The organism is Nocardioides sp. NPDC058538 (assembly GCF_042719275.1).
Taxonomy (GTDB): Bacteria; Actinomycetota; Actinomycetes; order Propionibacteriales; family Nocardioidaceae; genus Nocardioides.
Genome location: NZ_JBHXNY010000032.1, coordinates 14,201 through 30,754, shown reverse-complemented (window position 1 = coordinate 30,754; position 16,554 = coordinate 14,201). Strand labels below are relative to the sequence as shown.

18 protein-coding genes and 1 tRNA gene are annotated in these 16,554 nt (G+C 70.2%); 8 read left to right on the top strand and 11 right to left on the bottom strand.

Going from position 1 to position 16,554, the window contains the following annotated elements; genetic code table 11:
* Window position 1 precedes the first annotated feature (1 nt).
* The 4 genes from ACFWQC_RS22580 to ACFWQC_RS22565 all read right to left on the bottom strand — a co-directional run bounded on the left by ACFWQC_RS22580 (window position 2) and on the right by ACFWQC_RS22565 (window position 4,603).
* Window positions 2–481: an OsmC family protein gene (locus ACFWQC_RS22580; protein ID WP_378683186.1), complete on the bottom strand. Its 480-nt coding sequence runs from the start codon at window positions 479–481 to the stop codon at window positions 2–4.
* A 51-nt stretch (window positions 482–532) separates the two neighbouring features.
* Window positions 533–2,035, bottom strand: coding sequence for an MFS transporter (locus tag ACFWQC_RS22575; protein ID WP_378683183.1), 1,503 nt, complete (start codon window positions 2,033–2,035; stop codon window positions 533–535).
* 64 nt (window positions 2,036–2,099) lie between these two features.
* Window positions 2,100–3,269 (bottom strand): CaiB/BaiF CoA transferase family protein, encoded by a 1,170-nt coding sequence (locus ACFWQC_RS22570; RefSeq protein ID WP_378683180.1) that lies wholly within the window; start codon window positions 3,267–3,269, stop codon window positions 2,100–2,102.
* Between the two features lie 5 nt (window positions 3,270–3,274).
* Complete coding sequence (locus ACFWQC_RS22565) at window positions 3,275–4,603, bottom strand: SLC13 family permease (RefSeq protein WP_355020030.1); 1,329 nt, start codon at window positions 4,601–4,603, stop codon at window positions 3,275–3,277.
* Window positions 4,604–4,713: 110 nt separating this feature from the next.
* On the opposite strand from ACFWQC_RS22565, the gene ACFWQC_RS22560 reads away from it, so the two are divergent.
* On the top strand, window positions 4,714–5,412 hold the full coding sequence (locus ACFWQC_RS22560) for a FadR/GntR family transcriptional regulator (protein ID WP_378683176.1): 699 nt from the start codon (window positions 4,714–4,716) through the stop codon (window positions 5,410–5,412).
* Window positions 5,412–6,173 (top strand): sulfite exporter TauE/SafE family protein, encoded by a 762-nt coding sequence (locus tag ACFWQC_RS22555; RefSeq protein ID WP_378683173.1) that lies wholly within the window; start codon window positions 5,412–5,414, stop codon window positions 6,171–6,173. The genes ACFWQC_RS22560 and ACFWQC_RS22555 overlap by 1 nt, the downstream gene beginning before the upstream one ends.
* 14 nt (window positions 6,174–6,187) lie before the next feature.
* Here ACFWQC_RS22555 and ACFWQC_RS22550 read toward each other — a convergent pair whose 3' ends face one another.
* Both ACFWQC_RS22550 and ACFWQC_RS22545 read right to left on the bottom strand, forming a co-directional pair.
* Window positions 6,188–6,463 carry a DUF4873 domain-containing protein gene (locus ACFWQC_RS22550; RefSeq protein WP_378683170.1) on the bottom strand — a complete coding sequence of 92 codons (276 nt, stop codon included), beginning with the start codon at window positions 6,461–6,463 and terminating at the stop codon, window positions 6,188–6,190.
* Window positions 6,460–7,140, bottom strand: a complete 681-nt coding sequence (locus tag ACFWQC_RS22545) for a TetR/AcrR family transcriptional regulator (protein WP_378683167.1) — start codon at window positions 7,138–7,140, stop codon at window positions 6,460–6,462. Before ACFWQC_RS22545 ends, ACFWQC_RS22550 begins: the two co-directional genes overlap by 4 nt.
* Before the next feature lie 82 nt (window positions 7,141–7,222).
* Between ACFWQC_RS22545 and ACFWQC_RS22540 the strand changes: the two genes are divergently transcribed.
* The gene (locus ACFWQC_RS22540; RefSeq protein ID WP_378683164.1) at window positions 7,223–8,110 is read left to right on the top strand and encodes a diiron oxygenase; all 888 of its coding nucleotides are present in this window, start codon (window positions 7,223–7,225) and stop codon (window positions 8,108–8,110) included.
* A gap of 22 nt (window positions 8,111–8,132) precedes the next feature.
* Here ACFWQC_RS22540 and ACFWQC_RS22535 read toward each other — a convergent pair whose 3' ends face one another.
* The gene (locus ACFWQC_RS22535) at window positions 8,133–8,711 is read right to left on the bottom strand and encodes a TetR/AcrR family transcriptional regulator (RefSeq protein WP_378683161.1); all 579 of its coding nucleotides are present in this window, start codon (window positions 8,709–8,711) and stop codon (window positions 8,133–8,135) included.
* A 56-nt stretch (window positions 8,712–8,767) separates the two neighbouring features.
* Window positions 8,768–9,952, bottom strand: a complete 1,185-nt coding sequence (locus tag ACFWQC_RS22530; protein ID WP_378683158.1) for an acyl-CoA dehydrogenase family protein — start codon at window positions 9,950–9,952, stop codon at window positions 8,768–8,770.
* Window positions 9,953–10,090: 138 nt separating this feature from the next.
* Here ACFWQC_RS22530 and ACFWQC_RS22525 point away from each other — a divergent pair, with 138 nt between their 5' ends.
* The 3 genes from ACFWQC_RS22525 to ACFWQC_RS22515 are packed head-to-tail and all read left to right on the top strand — an operon-like array spanning window position 10,091 to window position 12,075.
* Window positions 10,091–10,762 carry a YceI family protein gene (locus ACFWQC_RS22525; protein WP_378683155.1) on the top strand — a complete coding sequence of 224 codons (672 nt, stop codon included), beginning with the start codon at window positions 10,091–10,093 and terminating at the stop codon, window positions 10,760–10,762.
* A 39-nt stretch (window positions 10,763–10,801) separates the two neighbouring features.
* Complete coding sequence (locus ACFWQC_RS22520; protein ID WP_378683152.1) at window positions 10,802–11,305, top strand: sigma-70 family RNA polymerase sigma factor; 504 nt, start codon at window positions 10,802–10,804, stop codon at window positions 11,303–11,305.
* Window positions 11,302–12,075, top strand: coding sequence for an anti-sigma factor family protein (locus ACFWQC_RS22515; RefSeq protein WP_378683149.1), 774 nt, complete (start codon window positions 11,302–11,304; stop codon window positions 12,073–12,075). The genes ACFWQC_RS22520 and ACFWQC_RS22515 overlap by 4 nt, the downstream gene beginning before the upstream one ends.
* A gap of 15 nt (window positions 12,076–12,090) precedes the next feature.
* Here the strand turns inward: ACFWQC_RS22515 and ACFWQC_RS22510 are convergent, their stop codons facing one another.
* The 3 genes from ACFWQC_RS22510 to ACFWQC_RS22500 all read right to left on the bottom strand — a co-directional run bounded on the left by ACFWQC_RS22510 (window position 12,091) and on the right by ACFWQC_RS22500 (window position 15,118).
* Window positions 12,091–12,249: a hypothetical protein gene (locus tag ACFWQC_RS22510; RefSeq protein WP_378683146.1), complete on the bottom strand. Its 159-nt coding sequence runs from the start codon at window positions 12,247–12,249 to the stop codon at window positions 12,091–12,093.
* 152 nt (window positions 12,250–12,401) lie between these two features.
* Window positions 12,402–13,985, bottom strand: coding sequence for a GMC family oxidoreductase (locus ACFWQC_RS22505; RefSeq protein WP_378683143.1), 1,584 nt, complete (start codon window positions 13,983–13,985; stop codon window positions 12,402–12,404).
* A gap of 170 nt (window positions 13,986–14,155) precedes the next feature.
* Window positions 14,156–15,118 carry a tyrosine-type recombinase/integrase gene (locus ACFWQC_RS22500; protein ID WP_378683140.1) on the bottom strand — a complete coding sequence of 321 codons (963 nt, stop codon included), beginning with the start codon at window positions 15,116–15,118 and terminating at the stop codon, window positions 14,156–14,158.
* A gap of 102 nt (window positions 15,119–15,220) precedes the next feature.
* Here ACFWQC_RS22500 and ACFWQC_RS22495 point away from each other — a divergent pair, with 102 nt between their 5' ends.
* Together ACFWQC_RS22495 and ACFWQC_RS22490 are read left to right on the top strand one after the other, a co-directional pair.
* Window positions 15,221–16,315, top strand: coding sequence for a hypothetical protein (locus tag ACFWQC_RS22495; RefSeq protein WP_378683137.1), 1,095 nt, complete (start codon window positions 15,221–15,223; stop codon window positions 16,313–16,315).
* 57 nt (window positions 16,316–16,372) lie between these two features.
* Window positions 16,373–16,448: transfer RNA gene (locus ACFWQC_RS22490), tRNA-Gly, on the top strand.
* The last annotated feature ends 106 nt before the right edge of the window (window positions 16,449–16,554 follow it).

Sequence of the window (16,554 nt, the reverse complement as noted above, 5' to 3'; positions counted from 1 at the left end):
GCTACGGGGTCAGCCCACCGACGATCACGGTCGGCTCGACATCGACGGGGAAGTTCACGCTGCTCGCGATGAAGCAGTCCAGATGCGCCTGGTGGTGGGCAGACGTCGCGGCCTCGATCATCGACGCGTCGGCGACGGTGACGACCGGGTGCAGCACGGCTCGGGTGAACCGGCCGCCGGTCCCCTGTGTCTCCATGGTGGCGGTCGCGGCATCGTGGTAGTCGAGGACGACCACGCCCACCGTCACCGCCTGGTGCAGGTAGGAGAGCATGTGGCACTGCGCCAGGGAGGTCAGCAACAGCTGCTCGGGGTTGTGCCGGCTCGCGTCGCCGCGGAAGGTCGGATCAGCGGAGCCGAGGATGTCGGGCAGGCCCTCGATGCGTACGACGTGGTCCCGGGCGTAGTCGCGGTAGCCGCTCGTCCCGGTGCCACGGTTGCCCGTCCACTCCACCGAGACCGTGTAGTCGTGGGTCAGTGCCATGCCAGCACACTAGTGCGGCCAGCTGCCCGACCCGAGGTCAGTGGTCATTGGTCAGTGGTCATGGTCGGCCGGGTGCAGCTGGGGCCCGGCCACACCGCAGTGGGCGCAGGCCTCGATGTGCACCCGGTGCTCGTCGGGCTCGGTTCCGGTGGCGAGCGGGCGGCGTACGAACACCGCGGAGAGCGCGGCGCCGAGGACGAGCAGCACGGCGCAGATGACCATCGCCATGCCGTAGCCCTCGTCGAACGTCTGCGGGTCGGCGTAGTCCTCGCCGGCGATCCCGACCGCCGCCGGGATGACCGCGACGGCCAGCAGCCCCGCGGTCCGGGCCACCGCGTTGTTGACGCCCGAGGCGATCCCGGCATGCCGGTCGTCAGCGGCGGCGAGCGCGGTGGCGGTCAGCGGCGAGACCAGCAGCGTCAGACCGGCGGCGAAGAGCAGGACGGGCCCGAGCACGTCGCCGACGTAGGACGCCTGCGGCCCGATCTGCCCCATCCACAGGACGCCGCCGGCCGCGAGCAGCGGCCCGAGGGTCATCGGCAGGCGCGGGCCGATGCGCTGCGCCAGCGCGCCGGCACGCGACGAGAAGAGCAACATCACCACTGTGACCGGCAGCAGCGCGGATCCGGCGGCGATGGGCGACCAGCCGCTGACGACCTGGAGCTGCAGGACGAGGAACACGAAGATCACGCCGAGCGCCGCGTACACGAGCAGGGTGACGGCGTTGGCCGCGCTGAACTGGGGATTGCGGAACAGCTCGAGCGGGACCAACGGGTGGGTGGAGCGGGCCTCGACGACGACGAAGGCGACCAGGCATGCGACTCCGGCTGCGGCGGTCAGCGCCACCGAGCCGTTGAACCCCACGTCGCCGGCACGGGTCAGCCCGAAGGTGAGTACGCCGAGCCCGGCTGCGGCGAGCAGGGTGCCGGTCAGGTCGAGCCGGCCGGCGGCGTCCGGGTCGCGGCTCTCCGGGACGTGGCGCAGGGCGACGATGACGATGAGCACCGCGAGAGGCACGTTGATGAGGAAGACCAGCCGCCAGTCGATATCGACCAGCCAGCCGCCGACGAGCGGCCCGACGGCAGCCGCGATGCCGCTGAGACCCGACCAGGCACCCACGGCCGCGGACCGATCGTCGACATGGAACGACGCGGCGATGATCGCCAGGCTCCCCGGCGTCAGCAGCGCGCCGCCGACCCCTTGCAGCGCCCGAGCGGCGATCAGCAGCTCGATGTCGGGAGCGAGCCCGCACAGCAGCGACGCGACGGCGAACCACACCACGCCGATGAGGAATACCCGGCGCCGTCCGAAGCGGTCGCCGAGGGAACCGCCGAGGAGGATCAGGGACGCGAGGCTCAACGTGTAGGCGTTGACCGTCCACTGCAGACCGGAGAAGCTCGCGTCGAGGTCATCGCCGATCCGGCCGAGGGCGACGTTGACGACGGTCGAGTCGAGCATCGCCAGGCCAGAGCCCAGCACCGTCGTCGCCAGCACCCAGCGGCCGCGGGCGGTACCCAGCCGGAGAGGAGCCCGATCACCCGGAGATTCCTTCATGATCGGGCTCCTTCCTCGGCGACAGAGACGCGGTGCGAGCAGTATCCCAGTCCGGGGGCTGGGTTCAGGGCTGGTCCGCCACCCACGTACGCAGCCCGGGCCCGTGCTGGTCGAGGGTGGGCGGCGCGGCGTGGTCGGTGGGAGTCACCTCCGACCCGTCGGTGAAGAACCGCAGCGGCGGTCCGGGGAGGGTCAGGTGGCCGAGGGTGGAGTGGTCGACGTCGATCAGCAGACCCTGGCTGGCGGTCTGCTCCCAGGCGTAGACCTCGTCCAGGGAGCGCACCTTGCCGGCCGGGACGCCGGCCTCGGCGAGCTTGGCGAGCAGCTCCTCGGCCGGCCAGGGCGCGAAGAGCGTCTCGACCAGCTCGACGACCTTCTCGCGGTTGGCCGCCCGCTCTGGATTGGTCCCCATCCCCTCGAGGTCCGGTGAGATGTCGAAGGCGGTGCAGAACCTCCGCCAGAGCCCCTCGCTCCCGACCGCTATCTGCACGGTCCCGTCAGCGCAGCGGAACAGGCCGTACGGAGAGATGCTCGGGTGATGGTTGCCCTGGGCTCGCCCGACCTCGCCCGCCACGGTCCACCGGGTGCCCTGGAAACCGTGGACGCCGACGACGGCTGAGAGCAGCGAGGTGCGCACGACCGTGCCGCGGCCGGTGCGGTCGCGGTCATGGAGGGCTGCGAGCACGCCGTACGCGCCGTACATCCCGGCCAGCAGGTCGGCGATGGGCGTGCCGACCCGCTGGGGGTCCTCGGGACCCGATCCGGTGAGCGACATCAGCCCGGCCTCACCCTGCGCGATCTGGTCGTAGCCGGACCGGCCGCCCTCGGGGCCGTCGTGGCCGAACCCGGTGATCGAGAGCACGACGAGGCGCGGGTTGCGGGCCTGGAGATCGTCGATGCCGAGCCCGAGACGGTCCAGGACGCCGGTGCGGAAGTTCTCGATGAGCACGTCGGCCCGGTCGACCAGGCGCAGCAGGACGTCCTTGTCGTCGGTGTCCTTGAGGTCGAGGGTGATCGACTCCTTGTTGCGGTTGGCGGAGAGGAAGTACGTCGCCTCCCGCTGGCCCTCCTCCCCCACGAACGGCGGGCCCCAGCCCCGGGTGTCGTCGCCGTGCCCGGGCGCCTCCACCTTGATCACGCGGGCGCCGAGGTCGCCCATCATCATCGCGGCGTGCGGCCCGGCCAGAGCACGGGAGAGGTCGAGGACGACGACGTCGTCGAGTGGTCCATTCATGCCCGTCACCAGCCCGGGAGGACCATGGTGGCCCAGACCAGGAGGGGACCGACGAGCACCACGATGACGCTGTAGCCGAGGATCTGCTTGTAGTAGCGCTCCTCGGTGATGGTGTCGGGCCGGTTGGCCAGCATCAGCGCTCCGTTGGTGGAGAACGGGCTCACGTCGACGATGGTCGAGGAGATCGCCAGCGCGGCCACGAACATGGCGGCGGAGATCCCGCCCTCGGCGATCAGCGGCACCGAGATCGGGATGATGATCGGAAGCAGTGCCGTCGAGGAGGCGAACGCGGAGACGACCGCGCCGACGTAGCAGAGGATGAGCGCGCCGATGGCCGCGACACCCAGGCTCGCCGCCCAACCACCCACGAACTCCGGCGATCCGGCGGTGTTGAGGATCGTGGCGTACGTCGAGACGCCGGCGACCAGGAGGACCGTCGGCCAGGCGATCTGGCGGATGGCGTCCTTGTGCTGGCTCGGGGAGAGCGCCGCGAGGATGGTCGCCGCGGTGATCGAGGCGAAGCCGATGTTCTTGTCGAAGAACAGGGCGACGGCCGCGACGATCACGAAGGCGGCGAGGGTCAGGACCTGCTCGGTGCGGATGCCGGGCTTGGTCCCGGTCGGGGCGAGGGTGCCGTAACCGCGGGCCGGGACGGTCACGCCGCCCTCGTGCAGATCACCAGGTACGCCGGCGGCGGCGCCGGCTGCCTCGTCGGGGTCGAGCCGCATGCTCATCAGCGATCGCCCACCGAGGGCGAAGAACAGGATGGTCGCCATGATCAGGTTGACCACGAGGCTGGCCACGAAGATCGTCATCTCGCTGGCGGGCAGGCCGTTGTCGACCATGACCGAGTTGGTGATCGTGCCGTAGATGCTGATCGGCGAGAAGCCACCGCCCTGGGCACCGTGCACGACGAACATGCCCATCATCAGCGGGTTGATCTTGTAGCGGCCCGCGAACCCGAGCGCCACCGGGCCGATGATCGCGCAGGCCGCCGGGCTGGCGGCTCCCATGGCGGTCAACAGCGCGGTCACGCCGAACATCACCCACGGGATCAGGGCGACCCTGCCGCCCACCGCGCGTACGGCACTGCTGACGATCAGATCGACCGTGCCGTTGTTCCTCGCGATCGCGAACAGATAGGTCACGCCTATCAGCGTCAGGATCAGATCGGCGCTGACCCCGGCCAGGATCTCCTTCTCGTCGAGGTTCAGCGCGAACATCCCGACAAGCCACGCTGCGACGTACGCGAGCGCTCCCATGTTGATCGGCAGCAACGTGCCTGCCACGAACAAGGCGACCAGCGCGATGATCGCCACCCATTCCGGTCCCATCGGACTTCCCTTCTGTCTGGCCCCCGCCTGGCACCGGTGTGATTCGCATCACGGTCGGCTCAGTGGCCTAGCCAATAGGACAATCGACTGAACGTCAATACCCTGTAGCCATGAGTGAGTCCGCGCGCTTTCCACGTCCACTGCAGCGAACCCGCCTGTATGAGCAGGTCGCGGAGCAGATCACGGCCTGGATCTCGGAGAACGACCTGAAGTCCGGAGACCGCCTGCCGCCGGAGAGACAGCTCGCCACCAGCCTCGGCGTGAGCCGAGCAACCCTCAGTCAGGCCCTGGTCGCGCTCGAGGTCATCGGCGTCGTCGCGGTACGCCACGGCGACGGCACGGTGCTGACCGACAAGCCGCGGGTCGAGCGCATCACCGATGCGATCCGGGCGCACGCGGAGCGGATCCCCGACGTCATCGAGGCACGTGACGCGCTGGAGACGAAGCTCGCCGCGCTGGCGGCGCAGCGGCGTACGCAGGAGGACCTGGACCGCATCGACGCGGCACTGAGGGCGATGGACGAGGACATCACGGGCGGCGGGCGCGGCGTCCACGGCGACGAGCTCTTCCACCGGGCGGTGACCCAGGCGGCCCACTCCCCTCTGCTCGAGCAGATGATGTCCGAGATCAGCGAACTGATCCGGGAGACCCGCATCGAGTCGCTCTCCCAGCCCGATCGCCCCAAGACGTCGCTCGCCGGCCACCAGAAGATCGCCGACGCGATCGCTGCCGGCGACCCCCAAGCCGCCGCGGCCGCGATGCACGGCCACGTCATGCTCGTCAGCGACGTCGCGCTGCTCCGCGACTGATGACCTGGCTGGATCAGCTCGTGGTCCTCGCCGCGGGCCTGGGTGCGGGCATCCTCACCTCCACCGTCGGCGTCGCCTCGCTGCTCAGCTTCCCCGTGCTGGTCGCGGTCGGCCTCCCGCCGGTCGTGGCCAACACCTCCAACACGGTCGGGATGACGCCGGCCGGTCTCAGCGGATCCTTCGGCTACCGGCGCGAGCTGGCCGAGCATCCAAGAGTGACCGCCGCGGTGCTGATCACCGCGGGCGGCGGCAGCATCGCCGGAGCGTTGCTGCTGCTGTGGCTGCCGGGGTCGGTCTTCGAGGCGGTCGTGCCGTGGCTGATCCTGGGCACCTGCGTACTCGTCGGGGTGCAGCCGCGGCTGAGCCGCTTCCTGCGCCAGCACTCCGCCGATGCCGAGCCGCGGGTGCGGGTCTCCGGGTTCACCACGGTCTTCGCGACGCTGACCGGCGCCTACGGCGGCTACTTCGGGGCCGGCTCCGGGGTGATGATGATGGCCGTTCTCGGGCTCGGGACCGATCTGGAGTTTCGTACGGTCAACGCGCTCAAGACGCTCGCGGTGATGGCCTCGAACGTGGTCGCGACGGTGATCTTCGTGGCCATCGCCGACCTCGACTGGCGGGCCGTCGGCCTGCTCGCAGCGGGATCGGTCGTGGGTGGGTACGCGGGGGCGCACATCGGCCGCCGGCTGCCGGCCACGGTTCTGCGCTCACTGATCGTGGTCGTCGGGATCGGCGCGGCGACGCTCATGCTCGTGCGCTGAGGTTCTTCTCGTCGTCAGAACGGCGGCTTTCCCGTCCCGGAGACACGGAACCGTCCCCAGGGGTCGATGTCGGAGAGCCGCCCCTCGGCTTCGCCATGGTCGGTGCGGACGGTGACGCTCTGGCCGTTGCGTACGCCGTCGAGGGCCGTGCCGACCCGGCCGTACCAGTGGAAGTGGCCGTCGATCGGCTGGAAGACGCCGCGCAGCGCGACATCGACCTCCCACGTGCCGTGCTCGGACTCGAGGCGCGCGGGACCGTCGTAGAGGTGCTGGGGCTCGTGGTCGCTCATCGGGGGCTCTTTCGCAGCGGGGTGACGATCTCGGGACGGTCCAGGGCGCTCAGGTCGACGCCGTACTCGGCGGTGGTGCCCTCCAGCGCGTGCCAGACGAACTCGCTCAGATAGCGGGTGAACGCGGCGCGGGACATGGTGCGCCGGTCGAGCCACCACTGGCCGGCGGACTCACCGATCCCGACGAGGCTGTGTGCCCACGGCTCGGCGCCGGCGGCGTCGACACCGAGGCGGCCGAAGGTGTCGCCGAGCAGGCGCGCGAAGGTCGCCGCGATGAGCTGCTTGCCGTCCGCCAGCGGGTCGGTGCCGCCGGTGCGCTGGCGCACCAGGAGCAGGTAGACGTTGGGGTGCTCGGCGATGGTCTCGATGTACGCCGCGACCCCGGCCTCGACACGCTGGCGGGTCGAGGCCGGGGTGAGCACGGCGTCGACGACGGCGTCGAGGATCTGCCGCGCCGCCCACATCCCCACTGCGCCATGCAGCTCGGCCTTGTCGGCGAAGTAGCGGTAGAGCACCGGCTTGCTGACCCCGGCCTCCGCGGCGATGTCGGCGATCGAGACCTCCGCTCCGGCCGAGTCGACGGCGCGTACGGCTGCCGCCACCAGCTCCGCCCGTCTGGTCTCGCGGTGGGCGTCCCAGCGCGAGGAGCGGCCGTCGTCCTTGACCTTCCGTGTCATGTCCTGCACTCTAGCAACTACCCGTAACTCTGGGTAACACCTAGTTTCACCGCCCAGTCAGATCGCTCAGTCAGGGAGAAGAATGACCATCGCCGACCCCACCTCCGACCGGCTCCTGCGCTCCACCGCACGTCAGTCCTACGACCCGGAGGTCGACCTCGACTGGGACGCCGCACCCGTCGAGGGACTGTGGTGGATGCAGCCCGAGCGCGTCTCCCTCTACGGCACCCCGACCTGGGACCGGCTCAGTCAGGAGCAGCAGATCGAGCTCTCCCGGCACGAGGTGGCCAGCATCATGAGCGTCGGGCTGTGGTTCGAGGTGCTGCTGATGCAGCTGCTGCTCCGCGAGGTCTACGGCGCGGACCCACGAACGGCGCGGACCCAGTACGCGCTGACCGAGATCGGCGACGAGACCCGGCACTCGGTGATGTTCGGGCGGGCGATCGCGGCGATGGGGGCACCGGCCTACGGTCCCCGGCCCGCGGTCCTGCGCATCGGGAAGTTCGCTCCGCTGCTGCACGGACCCAGCGTCTTCTCCGCGACCCTCGTCGGCGAGGAGCCGCTCGACCGGTGGCAGCGCGAGCTGATGAAGGACGAGCGCTGCCAGCCACTGACCCGGATGGCCTCCCGCATCCACGTCACCGAGGAGGCCCGCCACGTCACCTTCGCCCGCGAGGAGCTCGCCGCGGCGATGTCGCAGACGATCGGACGTACGCAGCTCCGGATGCACCAGAACCTCACCGCCCGCTCCGCCTACGTGATGGCGCGCTCGCTGGTCCACCCGGACTGCTACGCGGCCGTCGGCCTCGACCCGATGGCCGCCCGCCGAGAGGCGCTCGGCAACGAGCACTACCGCGCGACGCTGGCTTGGATGGGCGAGAAGATGATGCCGTACCTCACCGAGCACGGGATGGTCTCGGAGAAGGACCGCAAACTCTGGCGTGCCTCGTTCCTGATGCCGCGCGACTGACGCGCGGCGTCAGAGCACGGCGTCAGAGCACGGCGAGGCGATCCACCAGCAGCTCGATCCTGCGCTCGGCGTCCTCCGGCAGTAGACGCCTCGACCGGGTCAGGGTCGCCACTCCGTGCAGGGACGCCCAGAAAACCTCGGTGAACAGCTCCGGCTCGACGCCCTCGCCGGCGACCTCGCCCAGCGCCTCGATCAACGCAGCGAAGGCGTCCTTCAACTGCTCGGGGGTGTCCTCCTGTGCGTACGCCAGGCCCCCGTCGAGCTGGAACAGGGCGTCGTAGACCGCCGGGTTGCGCTCGGCGAAGTGGAGATAGGCGCGGGCCAGGGCCGCGACCCGCTCGCGTGGGGTGCTCGCGGCGGCCGTCGCCGACCGCATCGCAACTGCCATCTCCGATGCGCCCTCGAGCGCGACGGCACCGATGATCTCCCGCTTGCCACGGAAGTGGCTGTAGAGGACCGGCTGGCTGTATTCGATGCGCTCGGCGAGCCGGCGCGTGGTCACCGCGTCCCAGCCCTGCTCTTCGGCGAGCTCGCGGGCCGTCGCCACGATGAGCCGCTCGCGGTCCGCCCGCTCGCGCTGCTTGCGCTCCTGTACCGACATGACTTGATCCTAGCACCGCTAGGTATCCGAGCGGCGGCACTGTCTGAGCTCACCGGTCAGCGGAAGGCGGACTCCCCCGTGAGCGCCTGGCCGATGATGAGCTGGTGGACCTCGCTGGTGCCCTCGTACGTCAGCACCGACTCGAGGTTGTTGGCGTGGCGGAGGATCGGGTACTCGAGGGTGACGCCGGCGGCGGCGAGGATGGTGCGGCACTCGCGGGCGATGGCGATGGCCTCGCGGACGTTGTTGAGCTTGCCGAGCGAGATCTGCTCGGAGCGGAGGGTGCCCTCGTCCTTCAGGCGGCCCAGGTGGAGTGCGAGGAGCATCGCCTTGCCGAGCTCGAGAGTCATGTCGGCGAGCTTGGTCTGGGTGATCTGGAAGCCCGCGAGGGGCCTGTCGTAGATCTCGCGGGAGCCGGCGTACGCGATGGCGGACTCGAGGCAGTCGCGGGCCGCACCGACGGCGCCGAAGACGATGCCGAAGCGGGCGTCATTGAGGCACGACAGCGGACCCTTCAAGCCCCTGACCTCGGGGAACGCGGCAGATTCCGGGAGTCGTACGTCGTCGAGGACGATCTCGCCGGTGACCGAGGCGCGCAGGGACAGCTTCTGCTTGATCACCGGCGCGGAGAAGCCCGGGGTGTCGGTGGGGACCACGAAGCCGCGGATGCCCTTGCCGTCGGCCGCCTCGTCGGTCTGCGCCCAGACGACCGCGACGTCTGCGACCGGGGCGTTGGTGATCCACATCTTGGTGCCGGACAGGATCCAGTCGCCCGAAGCATCTCGGCGCGCCCGCGTCCGCATGCCAGCGGGGTTGGAGCCGAAGTCGGGTTCGGTGAGCCCGAAGCAGCCGATCGCCTCGCCGGCCGCCATCCGCGGCAGCCACTCCTGCTTCTGCTCCTCGCTGCCCCACTTCCAGATCGCGAACATCGCGAGCGAACCCTGCACGGAGACCAGCGAGCGGATCCCGGAGTCGGCGGCCTCGAGCTCCAGGCAGGCCAGGCCGTACGCCGTGGCGCTGGTGCCCGCGCAGCCGTAGCCCTCCAGATGCATCCCGAGGACACCCAGCTTGCCCAGCTCTGGAGCGAGCTCACGGACCGGGACCTCGCCGGCCTCGAACCAGCCCGCGAGGTGCGGCTTGATCTCCTTCTCCGCGAAGGATCGCACCGTGTCGCGGATCGCGCGGTCCTCATCGCCGATGAGGGCCTCGGTGCCGAAGAGCTCGAGCGGGGTCTGGGGCATGGGGTCTCCTTTGGGGTCGAGAGAGGGCGCTGCCGATTGTGTCACCCGTCACCGGAAGTCGATTGAACCGTTCGCCACCGCGCTCCGTAGTAGGGGTGAAGGCCGGCATCGGGTCAGCCTCCAGGCGAGAGGAACGGCGTGCGGACACGTACGAAAGCAGCAGTCGGGATCGGTGCGGCAGTGGTCGTGGTCGGAGGCGCCGCGGTGATCTTCGGACCCGGGTGGTACGCGGACCGGGCCGAGGACGCGGCCGCCGACGAGCCCAGCCTCAGCGCGTCGGCCGCGCCCGCGGACGGCGCCGACAGCAGCGGCACCTGGACCGTCTCGGACGGCTCCTACGCCGGCTACCGCCTCGACGAGGTGCTGCAGGGCGAGGACGTCACCGTCACCGGCCGCACCGAGGACGTGACCGGCGAGGTCACCATCGCCGATGGCGAGGTCACCGAGGCGAACATCGAGGTCAAGGTCGCGACGATCGCCACCGACTCCGACAACCGTGATGGCTACTTCCGCGAGAACGCGATCGAGGCCGACCAGTTCCCCACCGCCACCTTCGAGCTGACCGAGCCCGCCGCCCTCGAGGAAGGCGCGACCGAGGTCGCGCTGGTCGGTGACCTCACCGTGCACGGCGAGACGAAGACGGTGACCGTGGACGCCGAGGTCGGCGGCGACGGCGCCAGCACGCTGCAGGTCGTCGGGAGCGTCCCGATCACCTTCGCGGACTTCGGTGTCGAGGCGCCGAACCTGGGCTTCGTGAGCGTCGAGGACACCGGCAGCGTCGAGTTCTCGCTCGACCTGGCCAAGGGCTGATCCGGGTCTCTGGGATCCTGGGTGCGTGCGGGAGGTGACATGGGTGCGGAGGACGAGCTGCTCGTAGCGGTGCACGACGCCCACTCAGAGGCGCTCTACCGCTACGTCGTACGCCGCACCGGTGACGCCGAGGAGGCGCGCGACGTGGTGCAGGAGACGCTGCTGCGTGCGTGGCGCAACCCGGGGGTGCTGCAGCGGACTGACGAGGGCGTACGCGCGTGGCTGTTCACCACCGCACGCAACCTCGTCATCGACGACCTGCGCAGCGCGCGCCGGAAGCGGGAGTACGCCGCCGAGTCGCCGCCCGAGGCGACGCGAGCGGACGAGACCCAGGCGGTGCTCGACTCCTGGGTCGTCGCCGATGCGCTGCTCGCCCTCTCCCCCGAGCACCGTGCGGTGGTGGTGGGCGCCTACTACGGCAGCCGGTCGGTCGCCGAGCTCGCCCACGAGCTCGACATCCCGCCCGGCACGGTCAAGTCCCGGCTGCACTACGGTCTGCGAGCCCTGCGTCTCGCCCTGCAAGAGAAGGGGGTCACCTCATGAACGACGACGACCTGGACGCCTCCGCCCACGAGACGTACGCCGACTGGGATGCGTCCTACGTGCTCGGCGCACTGAGCCCGAGCGAGCGGAGGGCCTACGAGCGGCACCTGACCGGCTGCAGCGTGTGCCACGACGCCGTCGCCGAGCTCGCCGGGATGCCCGGGCTGCTCGGCGCGCTCTCGCGCGGGGAGGCCGAGGAGCTGCTCGAGGAGCCTGCCGCGGTCGTGACTCCGCCGCTGGCGGAGCTGGCCGGGGCCGTACGCAGGTCGCGCCTGCGGCGCCGCGCGTTCGCGGTCGCCGCCGCCGTCGTCCTGCTCGCCGGCGGCACGGCCATCGGCGGACTGCTGCTCGGCCCCGACGGGACCCAGGAGCCGATCGCGGCGCCCTCGGCCTCCGTGACGCCATCGGACTCCGCTGGCGCGAACGTACGCACCGTCGACCTGCGGCCGGTGGGCAGCGTCGACATGTGGGCCCAGCTCGTCGTCACACCGACCTCCTGGGGCACCAAGCTCAAGTGGAGCTGCCACTACCCGCCCGAGCCCGGCAAGAGCCCGCCCGGACCGTCCGACTATCAGGGTGAGCCGGTGACGTACGACCTGGTGCTCGTCGGGCGCGACGGCGCGCGCACCGTCGCTGGGTCGTGGACCTGGTCGGGTGGGGAGACGCTCGGGCTGGACGCCTCCTCCGCGGTGCCGATCGCCGACGTCGAGCGGGTCGAGATCACCCTGGTCGGCGAGGACACCGCGGTCGCGGCAGCGTCGCTGACCTGAGGCTCTGAAGATCCCCTAGAGTCCGAGCTCGGAGACGCTCTTCTCCCGCATCTCGACCTTGCGGACCTTGCCTGTCACGGTCATCGGGAACTCCTCGACGACCAGGACGTAGCGCGGGATCTTGTAGTGGGCGAGCTTGCCGGCGGCGTACGTCTTCAGGGTCTCGGCCGTCATCGCGCATCTCGGCGTACGTCCACCTTCTGCCGGAATCGACCAGCGCCTCGCGGTCACCGAATCTGACTACGGTGCGGTCGAAGGTCTCGCCGATCGTCTCCTCGAGCAGCGGGGTGGTGGTCTCTCCGGCAGCGTAGGAATCCGTCATGAGCTCAGTCCCCCGTGATGAGGTCCGCGGCGCGCTCGCCGATCAGGATCGCGGGCGCGTTGGTGTGGCCGCGCACGATCCTGGGCATGACCGAGGCGTCGGCGACGCGGAGGCCCTCGACGCCGCGTACGCGAAGCCGGGGGTCGACCACGCTGGCCTCGTCCGTGCCCATCCGGCAGGTGCCGGTCGGGTGGTAGAGGGTATGGGCGTGACGTGCCAGGAGCGCGTCGGCGACCTCCTCCGCGGACGAGTCCACCGGGACGTCGGGGCGCAGGAACTTGCCGAGGAACGGCTTGAGCGCGGGCTGAGAGGCGATCTCCAGCGTCACCCGGACACCTTCGACGATGGCAGCGCGGTCCCTTCCCTCGGGGTCGGAGAGGTAGCGAGGGTCGATGATCGGCTTGGCGGCCGGGTCCTTGGAGGTGAGCGTGACGCTGCCGCGGCTGGCCGGGTCGACGAGGATCGGGCCGGCGACGACCGCCTCACCCACGAACGGAATCAGCCCCTCGTCGAAGAAGCCGACCGGGGCGAAGATCATCTCGATGTCGGGCGCCTCCAGGTCGGGGCGCGAGCGGATGAAGCCGTACGCCTCACCCACGTTGGAGGTGAGCATCCCGCGCCTTCGCAGCAGGTAGTTGAGGAGGTGACGTGCCGACTCCGCGGTCGCGAGGGAGCCCTGCTCGACCTCCCAGCCGATGCCGGCGACGAGGTGGTCGGTGAGATTCTCCCCCACCTCCTTCGCATCACGGACGACGTCGATACCGAGGCCCTTCAGCTGGACCGCCGGACCGATCCCGGAGAGCATCAGCAGCTGCGGCGTGTTGATCGCACCGCCGGAGAGGATCACCTCGCGCCGGGCGGTGATCGTCGTCCGCCGGCCGTCGACGACGGCTTCGACACCGGTCGCGCGGGTGCCGTCGAAGGTCACCCGCGACACCAGCGCGCCGGTCACCACGTTCAGGTTGGCGCGCCTGGCGGCGGGCTTGAGGTAGGCCGACGCTGTGCTCCACCGGGCGCCTCGGCGCTGGGTGACCATGGTCTCGACGTACGCCTCGGGGTTGGGGCCGTTGGCCCGTCCGCGACGGTAGCCGGCCTGCTCGGCGGCCTGGAGGAAGGACTCGGTGTAGGGGCGGGGGCTCCGCTGCCGCTCGACGCGGACCGGGCCACCGGTGCCGTCCAGAGCGATGGCGTCCTCGACGTCCTCGAGCTTCACGTACGTCTCCTTGACGACGTCCCAGCCCCACTCGGGCCCGGCTGCCGCGCCCCACTCCTCGTAGTCGGCCTGGAGACCCTTGACCCACATCATCGCGTTCATCGAGGACGAACCGCCGAGCATCCGGCCGCGCGGCCAGTAGATCCGCCTGCCGCCGAGCGCGGGCTGTGGCTCCGTGGAGTAGTCCCAGTCGTGCTCGGACTGGAAGAGCTTCGAGAACGCCGCCGGGATATGGATGTTCATGCTCTTGTCGCGCGGGCCCGCCTCGAGCAGCATGACCCGGACGCTCGGGTCCTCGCTGAGACGTGCCGCGAGCACGGCCCCTGACGATCCGGCCCCCACCACCACGTAGTCGCTGGTCAGTTCCTGGCTCATACCGGATCTCCTTCGTCAACGATGACGGGCGTCCGAAAGCCTACCGCCCGCCGAGACGTCACTTATTGATCTCGAGAAGTCAGATTTTGACCGCGAGAAGTCAGGCTTTCTGACGTCTCGCGGTCAATTTTTGACGCTTCGCGCTCAAATACTGACGCTTCGGCGTGGGGTCAGTCGGCTAGGAAGGCACCGAGGGCGTAGGCGGGGTGGCGGTCGAGGTTGTGGCGGCCGCGGTCGTAGCGCCGGGTGGTGCGGGGGTCGGCGTGGCCGGCGGCGTCCTGGACGTCCTCGAGAGGTACGCCGGCCTCGCGGGCCAGGGTGACGAAGGTGTGGCGCAGGCTGTGCGGGGAAAGCCTGTCGCCGTGCTCGATGCCGGCCGAGGCGCCGAGCTTGCGGATGAGTCGAAAGGCCTCGGAGCGGTGCCAGCGGTTGCCGGTGGCGGTGGCGAAGACCGGGCCGTCGGCGCGGGCGTCGAGGTAGGCGTCGAGCGCCTGTGAGGTCGCCGGGTTGAGGACGACGTCGCGCCGGGCGCCGCCCTTGCGGGTGATCGTCAGGATGCGGTGGCCGCGGGAGTGGCTGAGGTCGGTCACGTCGGCGCCCAATGCCTCGGAGATGCGCAGGCCGTCGTGGAGCAGGAGGGTCACCAACGCGGCGGCGCGGCTGGAGTGGTCCCGCGCGGCGGCGAGGAAGGCGCGCGCCTCTCCCCTGTCCATGCCCAGGGTCTGGGAGTCGTTGCTCGTCTTGGGGCGCTTGATGTGCTCGGCCGGTGAGGCGCTGAGGACGTCCTCCGCCACGCCGTAGCGGTAGAAGCCGGCGATCGCGGAGAGCCGTCGCGCGATCGTCGCGGGGCTCCGTCGTGTCTCCAGGTGGCGGGCATAGCCGTCGACCATCGCCCGGTTCGCGGCGAGCGGGTCGATCTCCAGCGCGGCGCACCAGCCGAACCAGTCGGCGAGGTCTCGTCCGTACGCAGCGCGGGTGTGCCCCGCATAGGAGAGCAGGAACCTTCTGGCGAGCGCTTCGGCCCTCTTCTCCTGGGGCAGCTCCCCCAGGTCTTCGAGGAACAGCTCTCTGACGGATTCCGTCACGGAGAGGTCTGTTGCGGGGGTCTGCGGACGGTGCTCGATCGCGCTCACAAGCACACACCATAATGCCGGTTATGTTGTGTGTCTCATCCGGATCTCATTATGGACGGTATTGCGTATTCGTTCCGTCTTTCGTCACGCTACACTGACGTAATGACGGAAACGATTGCTGTCGACGAGAAGCTCTGCCGCTTTCCCGGCTGTCCGCTGCCCGCGGCGGCCTCGGAGAGCGGAAGCGGCCGACCGCCGGAGTACTGCGACGATCCCTCCCACAACCGAGCCGCCGCCTGGCGCGAACGGAAGCGCCTGCAGCGGCTCATGGAGACACGTGATCCCGAGGAGGCCGCGCGACCGGTGCAGGCAGCCCAGCAGCGGGCCGCGGAGATCACCACCCAGCTGACCCAGCTCGCCGACAGGTTCCTCGACCAGCTCCCGAAGGCGTTGGAGGAGCTGCGTACGCTCGGCGACCTGACCGCTGCCGAGGCCCAGATCGCGACCGTGCAGAGCGAGGCGCAGGAGCAGATCGCCGCCGCGAGCGCTCGCGCCGTCCGCGCCGAGCAGGCGCAGCGTACGGCCGAGGCGGAGCGCGACGAGGCAGATGCCGCTGCGGCGGAGGCGTTGGACGAGTCGGAGCGCTCTGCCGAGATCCTGCGGGAGGCACTGTCCGCCACGGCCGCGGCCGAGGAGTCCCGTCAGGCTGCCCAGGCGGCGCTGGAGAGAGCAGAGTCCGACGCGGCGGCCGCGGCGAAGACCGCCTCGACGACGATCGCCGCCCTCGAGAAGCGTCTCGAGGAGTCGGCGGCCGCGCGCGAAGCCCTGGCCGAGAAGTTCGAGAAGCTGCGGGCAGAACATGCCTCGGCCGTGCAGCGCCGGCGGAGCGAGACCGCGCGCGCCGACCATGCCGAGAAGGCGATGGCGCGGCTGCAGGAGCAGCTGATCGCCGAGAAGAAGGCCGGCGAGAAGGCGGCCGCCAGCGCGGAGGCGACGATCTCCGGGCTGCGTACGCAGCGCGACACCGCCCGCGAGCAGATCGACGCCCTGCGGGACCAGGTGGCAGACCTTCGCGGGAGCGAGGCAGCGGCGAAGGCGGATCGCGATGCCACCCGCGCCGAGCTGGACCGGGAGCGTGCCCATGCGAGCGAGCGGCTCGAGGATCTGCGGGCGGCACACCAAGCCCAGGTCGCGCAGCTGATGGAGCAGATCGAGCGGCGTACCTCTGCCCCCGATGTGCCGGAAGAGGGTGCGTGACACGCGGGACCCCAGTTGGAGGTGAACGGACCACATCCGCTACTGTTCTTCTCGCAAGCGGACGTAGCTCAGTTGGTAGAGCGCAACCTTGCCAAGGTTGAGGTCGCGAGTTCGAGCCTCGTCGTCCGCTCCACTCGAGGGCCGCCCGATCGGGCGGCCCTCGATCAATTTCCCGTGGCGAAACCAGCATCTCGCCGCAACTGCTCTAGGATTTCACTGTTCTGGGAATCTTGGGCACC

What these genes read in the sequence shown, in the direction of transcription:
- ACFWQC_RS22505 (WP_378683143.1), bottom strand. Translation starts at nt 13,985, where the DNA reads ATGAGCCAGGAACTGACCAGCGACTACGTGGTGGTGGGGGCCGGATCG.
- ACFWQC_RS22495 (WP_378683137.1), top strand. Translation starts at nt 15,221, where the DNA reads ATGACGGAAACGATTGCTGTCGACGAGAAGCTCTGCCGCTTTCCCGGC.
- ACFWQC_RS22570 (WP_378683180.1), bottom strand. Translation starts at nt 3,269, where the DNA reads ATGAATGGACCACTCGACGACGTCGTCGTCCTCGACCTCTCCCGTGCT.
- ACFWQC_RS22580 (WP_378683186.1), bottom strand. Translation starts at nt 481, where the DNA reads ATGGCACTGACCCACGACTACACGGTCTCGGTGGAGTGGACGGGCAAC.
- ACFWQC_RS22560 (WP_378683176.1), top strand. Translation starts at nt 4,714, where the DNA reads ATGAGTGAGTCCGCGCGCTTTCCACGTCCACTGCAGCGAACCCGCCTG.
- ACFWQC_RS22550 (WP_378683170.1), bottom strand. Translation starts at nt 6,463, where the DNA reads ATGAGCGACCACGAGCCCCAGCACCTCTACGACGGTCCCGCGCGCCTC.
- ACFWQC_RS22530 (WP_378683158.1), bottom strand. Translation starts at nt 9,952, where the DNA reads ATGCCCCAGACCCCGCTCGAGCTCTTCGGCACCGAGGCCCTCATCGGC.
- ACFWQC_RS22545 (WP_378683167.1), bottom strand. Translation starts at nt 7,140, where the DNA reads ATGACACGGAAGGTCAAGGACGACGGCCGCTCCTCGCGCTGGGACGCC.
- ACFWQC_RS22575 (WP_378683183.1), bottom strand. Translation starts at nt 2,035, where the DNA reads ATGAAGGAATCTCCGGGTGATCGGGCTCCTCTCCGGCTGGGTACCGCC.
- ACFWQC_RS22555 (WP_378683173.1), top strand. Translation starts at nt 5,412, where the DNA reads ATGACCTGGCTGGATCAGCTCGTGGTCCTCGCCGCGGGCCTGGGTGCG.
- ACFWQC_RS22565 (WP_355020030.1), bottom strand. Translation starts at nt 4,603, where the DNA reads ATGGGACCGGAATGGGTGGCGATCATCGCGCTGGTCGCCTTGTTCGTG.
- ACFWQC_RS22510 (WP_378683146.1), bottom strand. Translation starts at nt 12,249, where the DNA reads ATGACGGCCGAGACCCTGAAGACGTACGCCGCCGGCAAGCTCGCCCAC.
- ACFWQC_RS22520 (WP_378683152.1), top strand. Translation starts at nt 10,802, where the DNA reads ATGGGTGCGGAGGACGAGCTGCTCGTAGCGGTGCACGACGCCCACTCA.
- ACFWQC_RS22540 (WP_378683164.1), top strand. Translation starts at nt 7,223, where the DNA reads ATGACCATCGCCGACCCCACCTCCGACCGGCTCCTGCGCTCCACCGCA.
- ACFWQC_RS22515 (WP_378683149.1), top strand. Translation starts at nt 11,302, where the DNA reads ATGAACGACGACGACCTGGACGCCTCCGCCCACGAGACGTACGCCGAC.
- ACFWQC_RS22535 (WP_378683161.1), bottom strand. Translation starts at nt 8,711, where the DNA reads ATGTCGGTACAGGAGCGCAAGCAGCGCGAGCGGGCGGACCGCGAGCGG.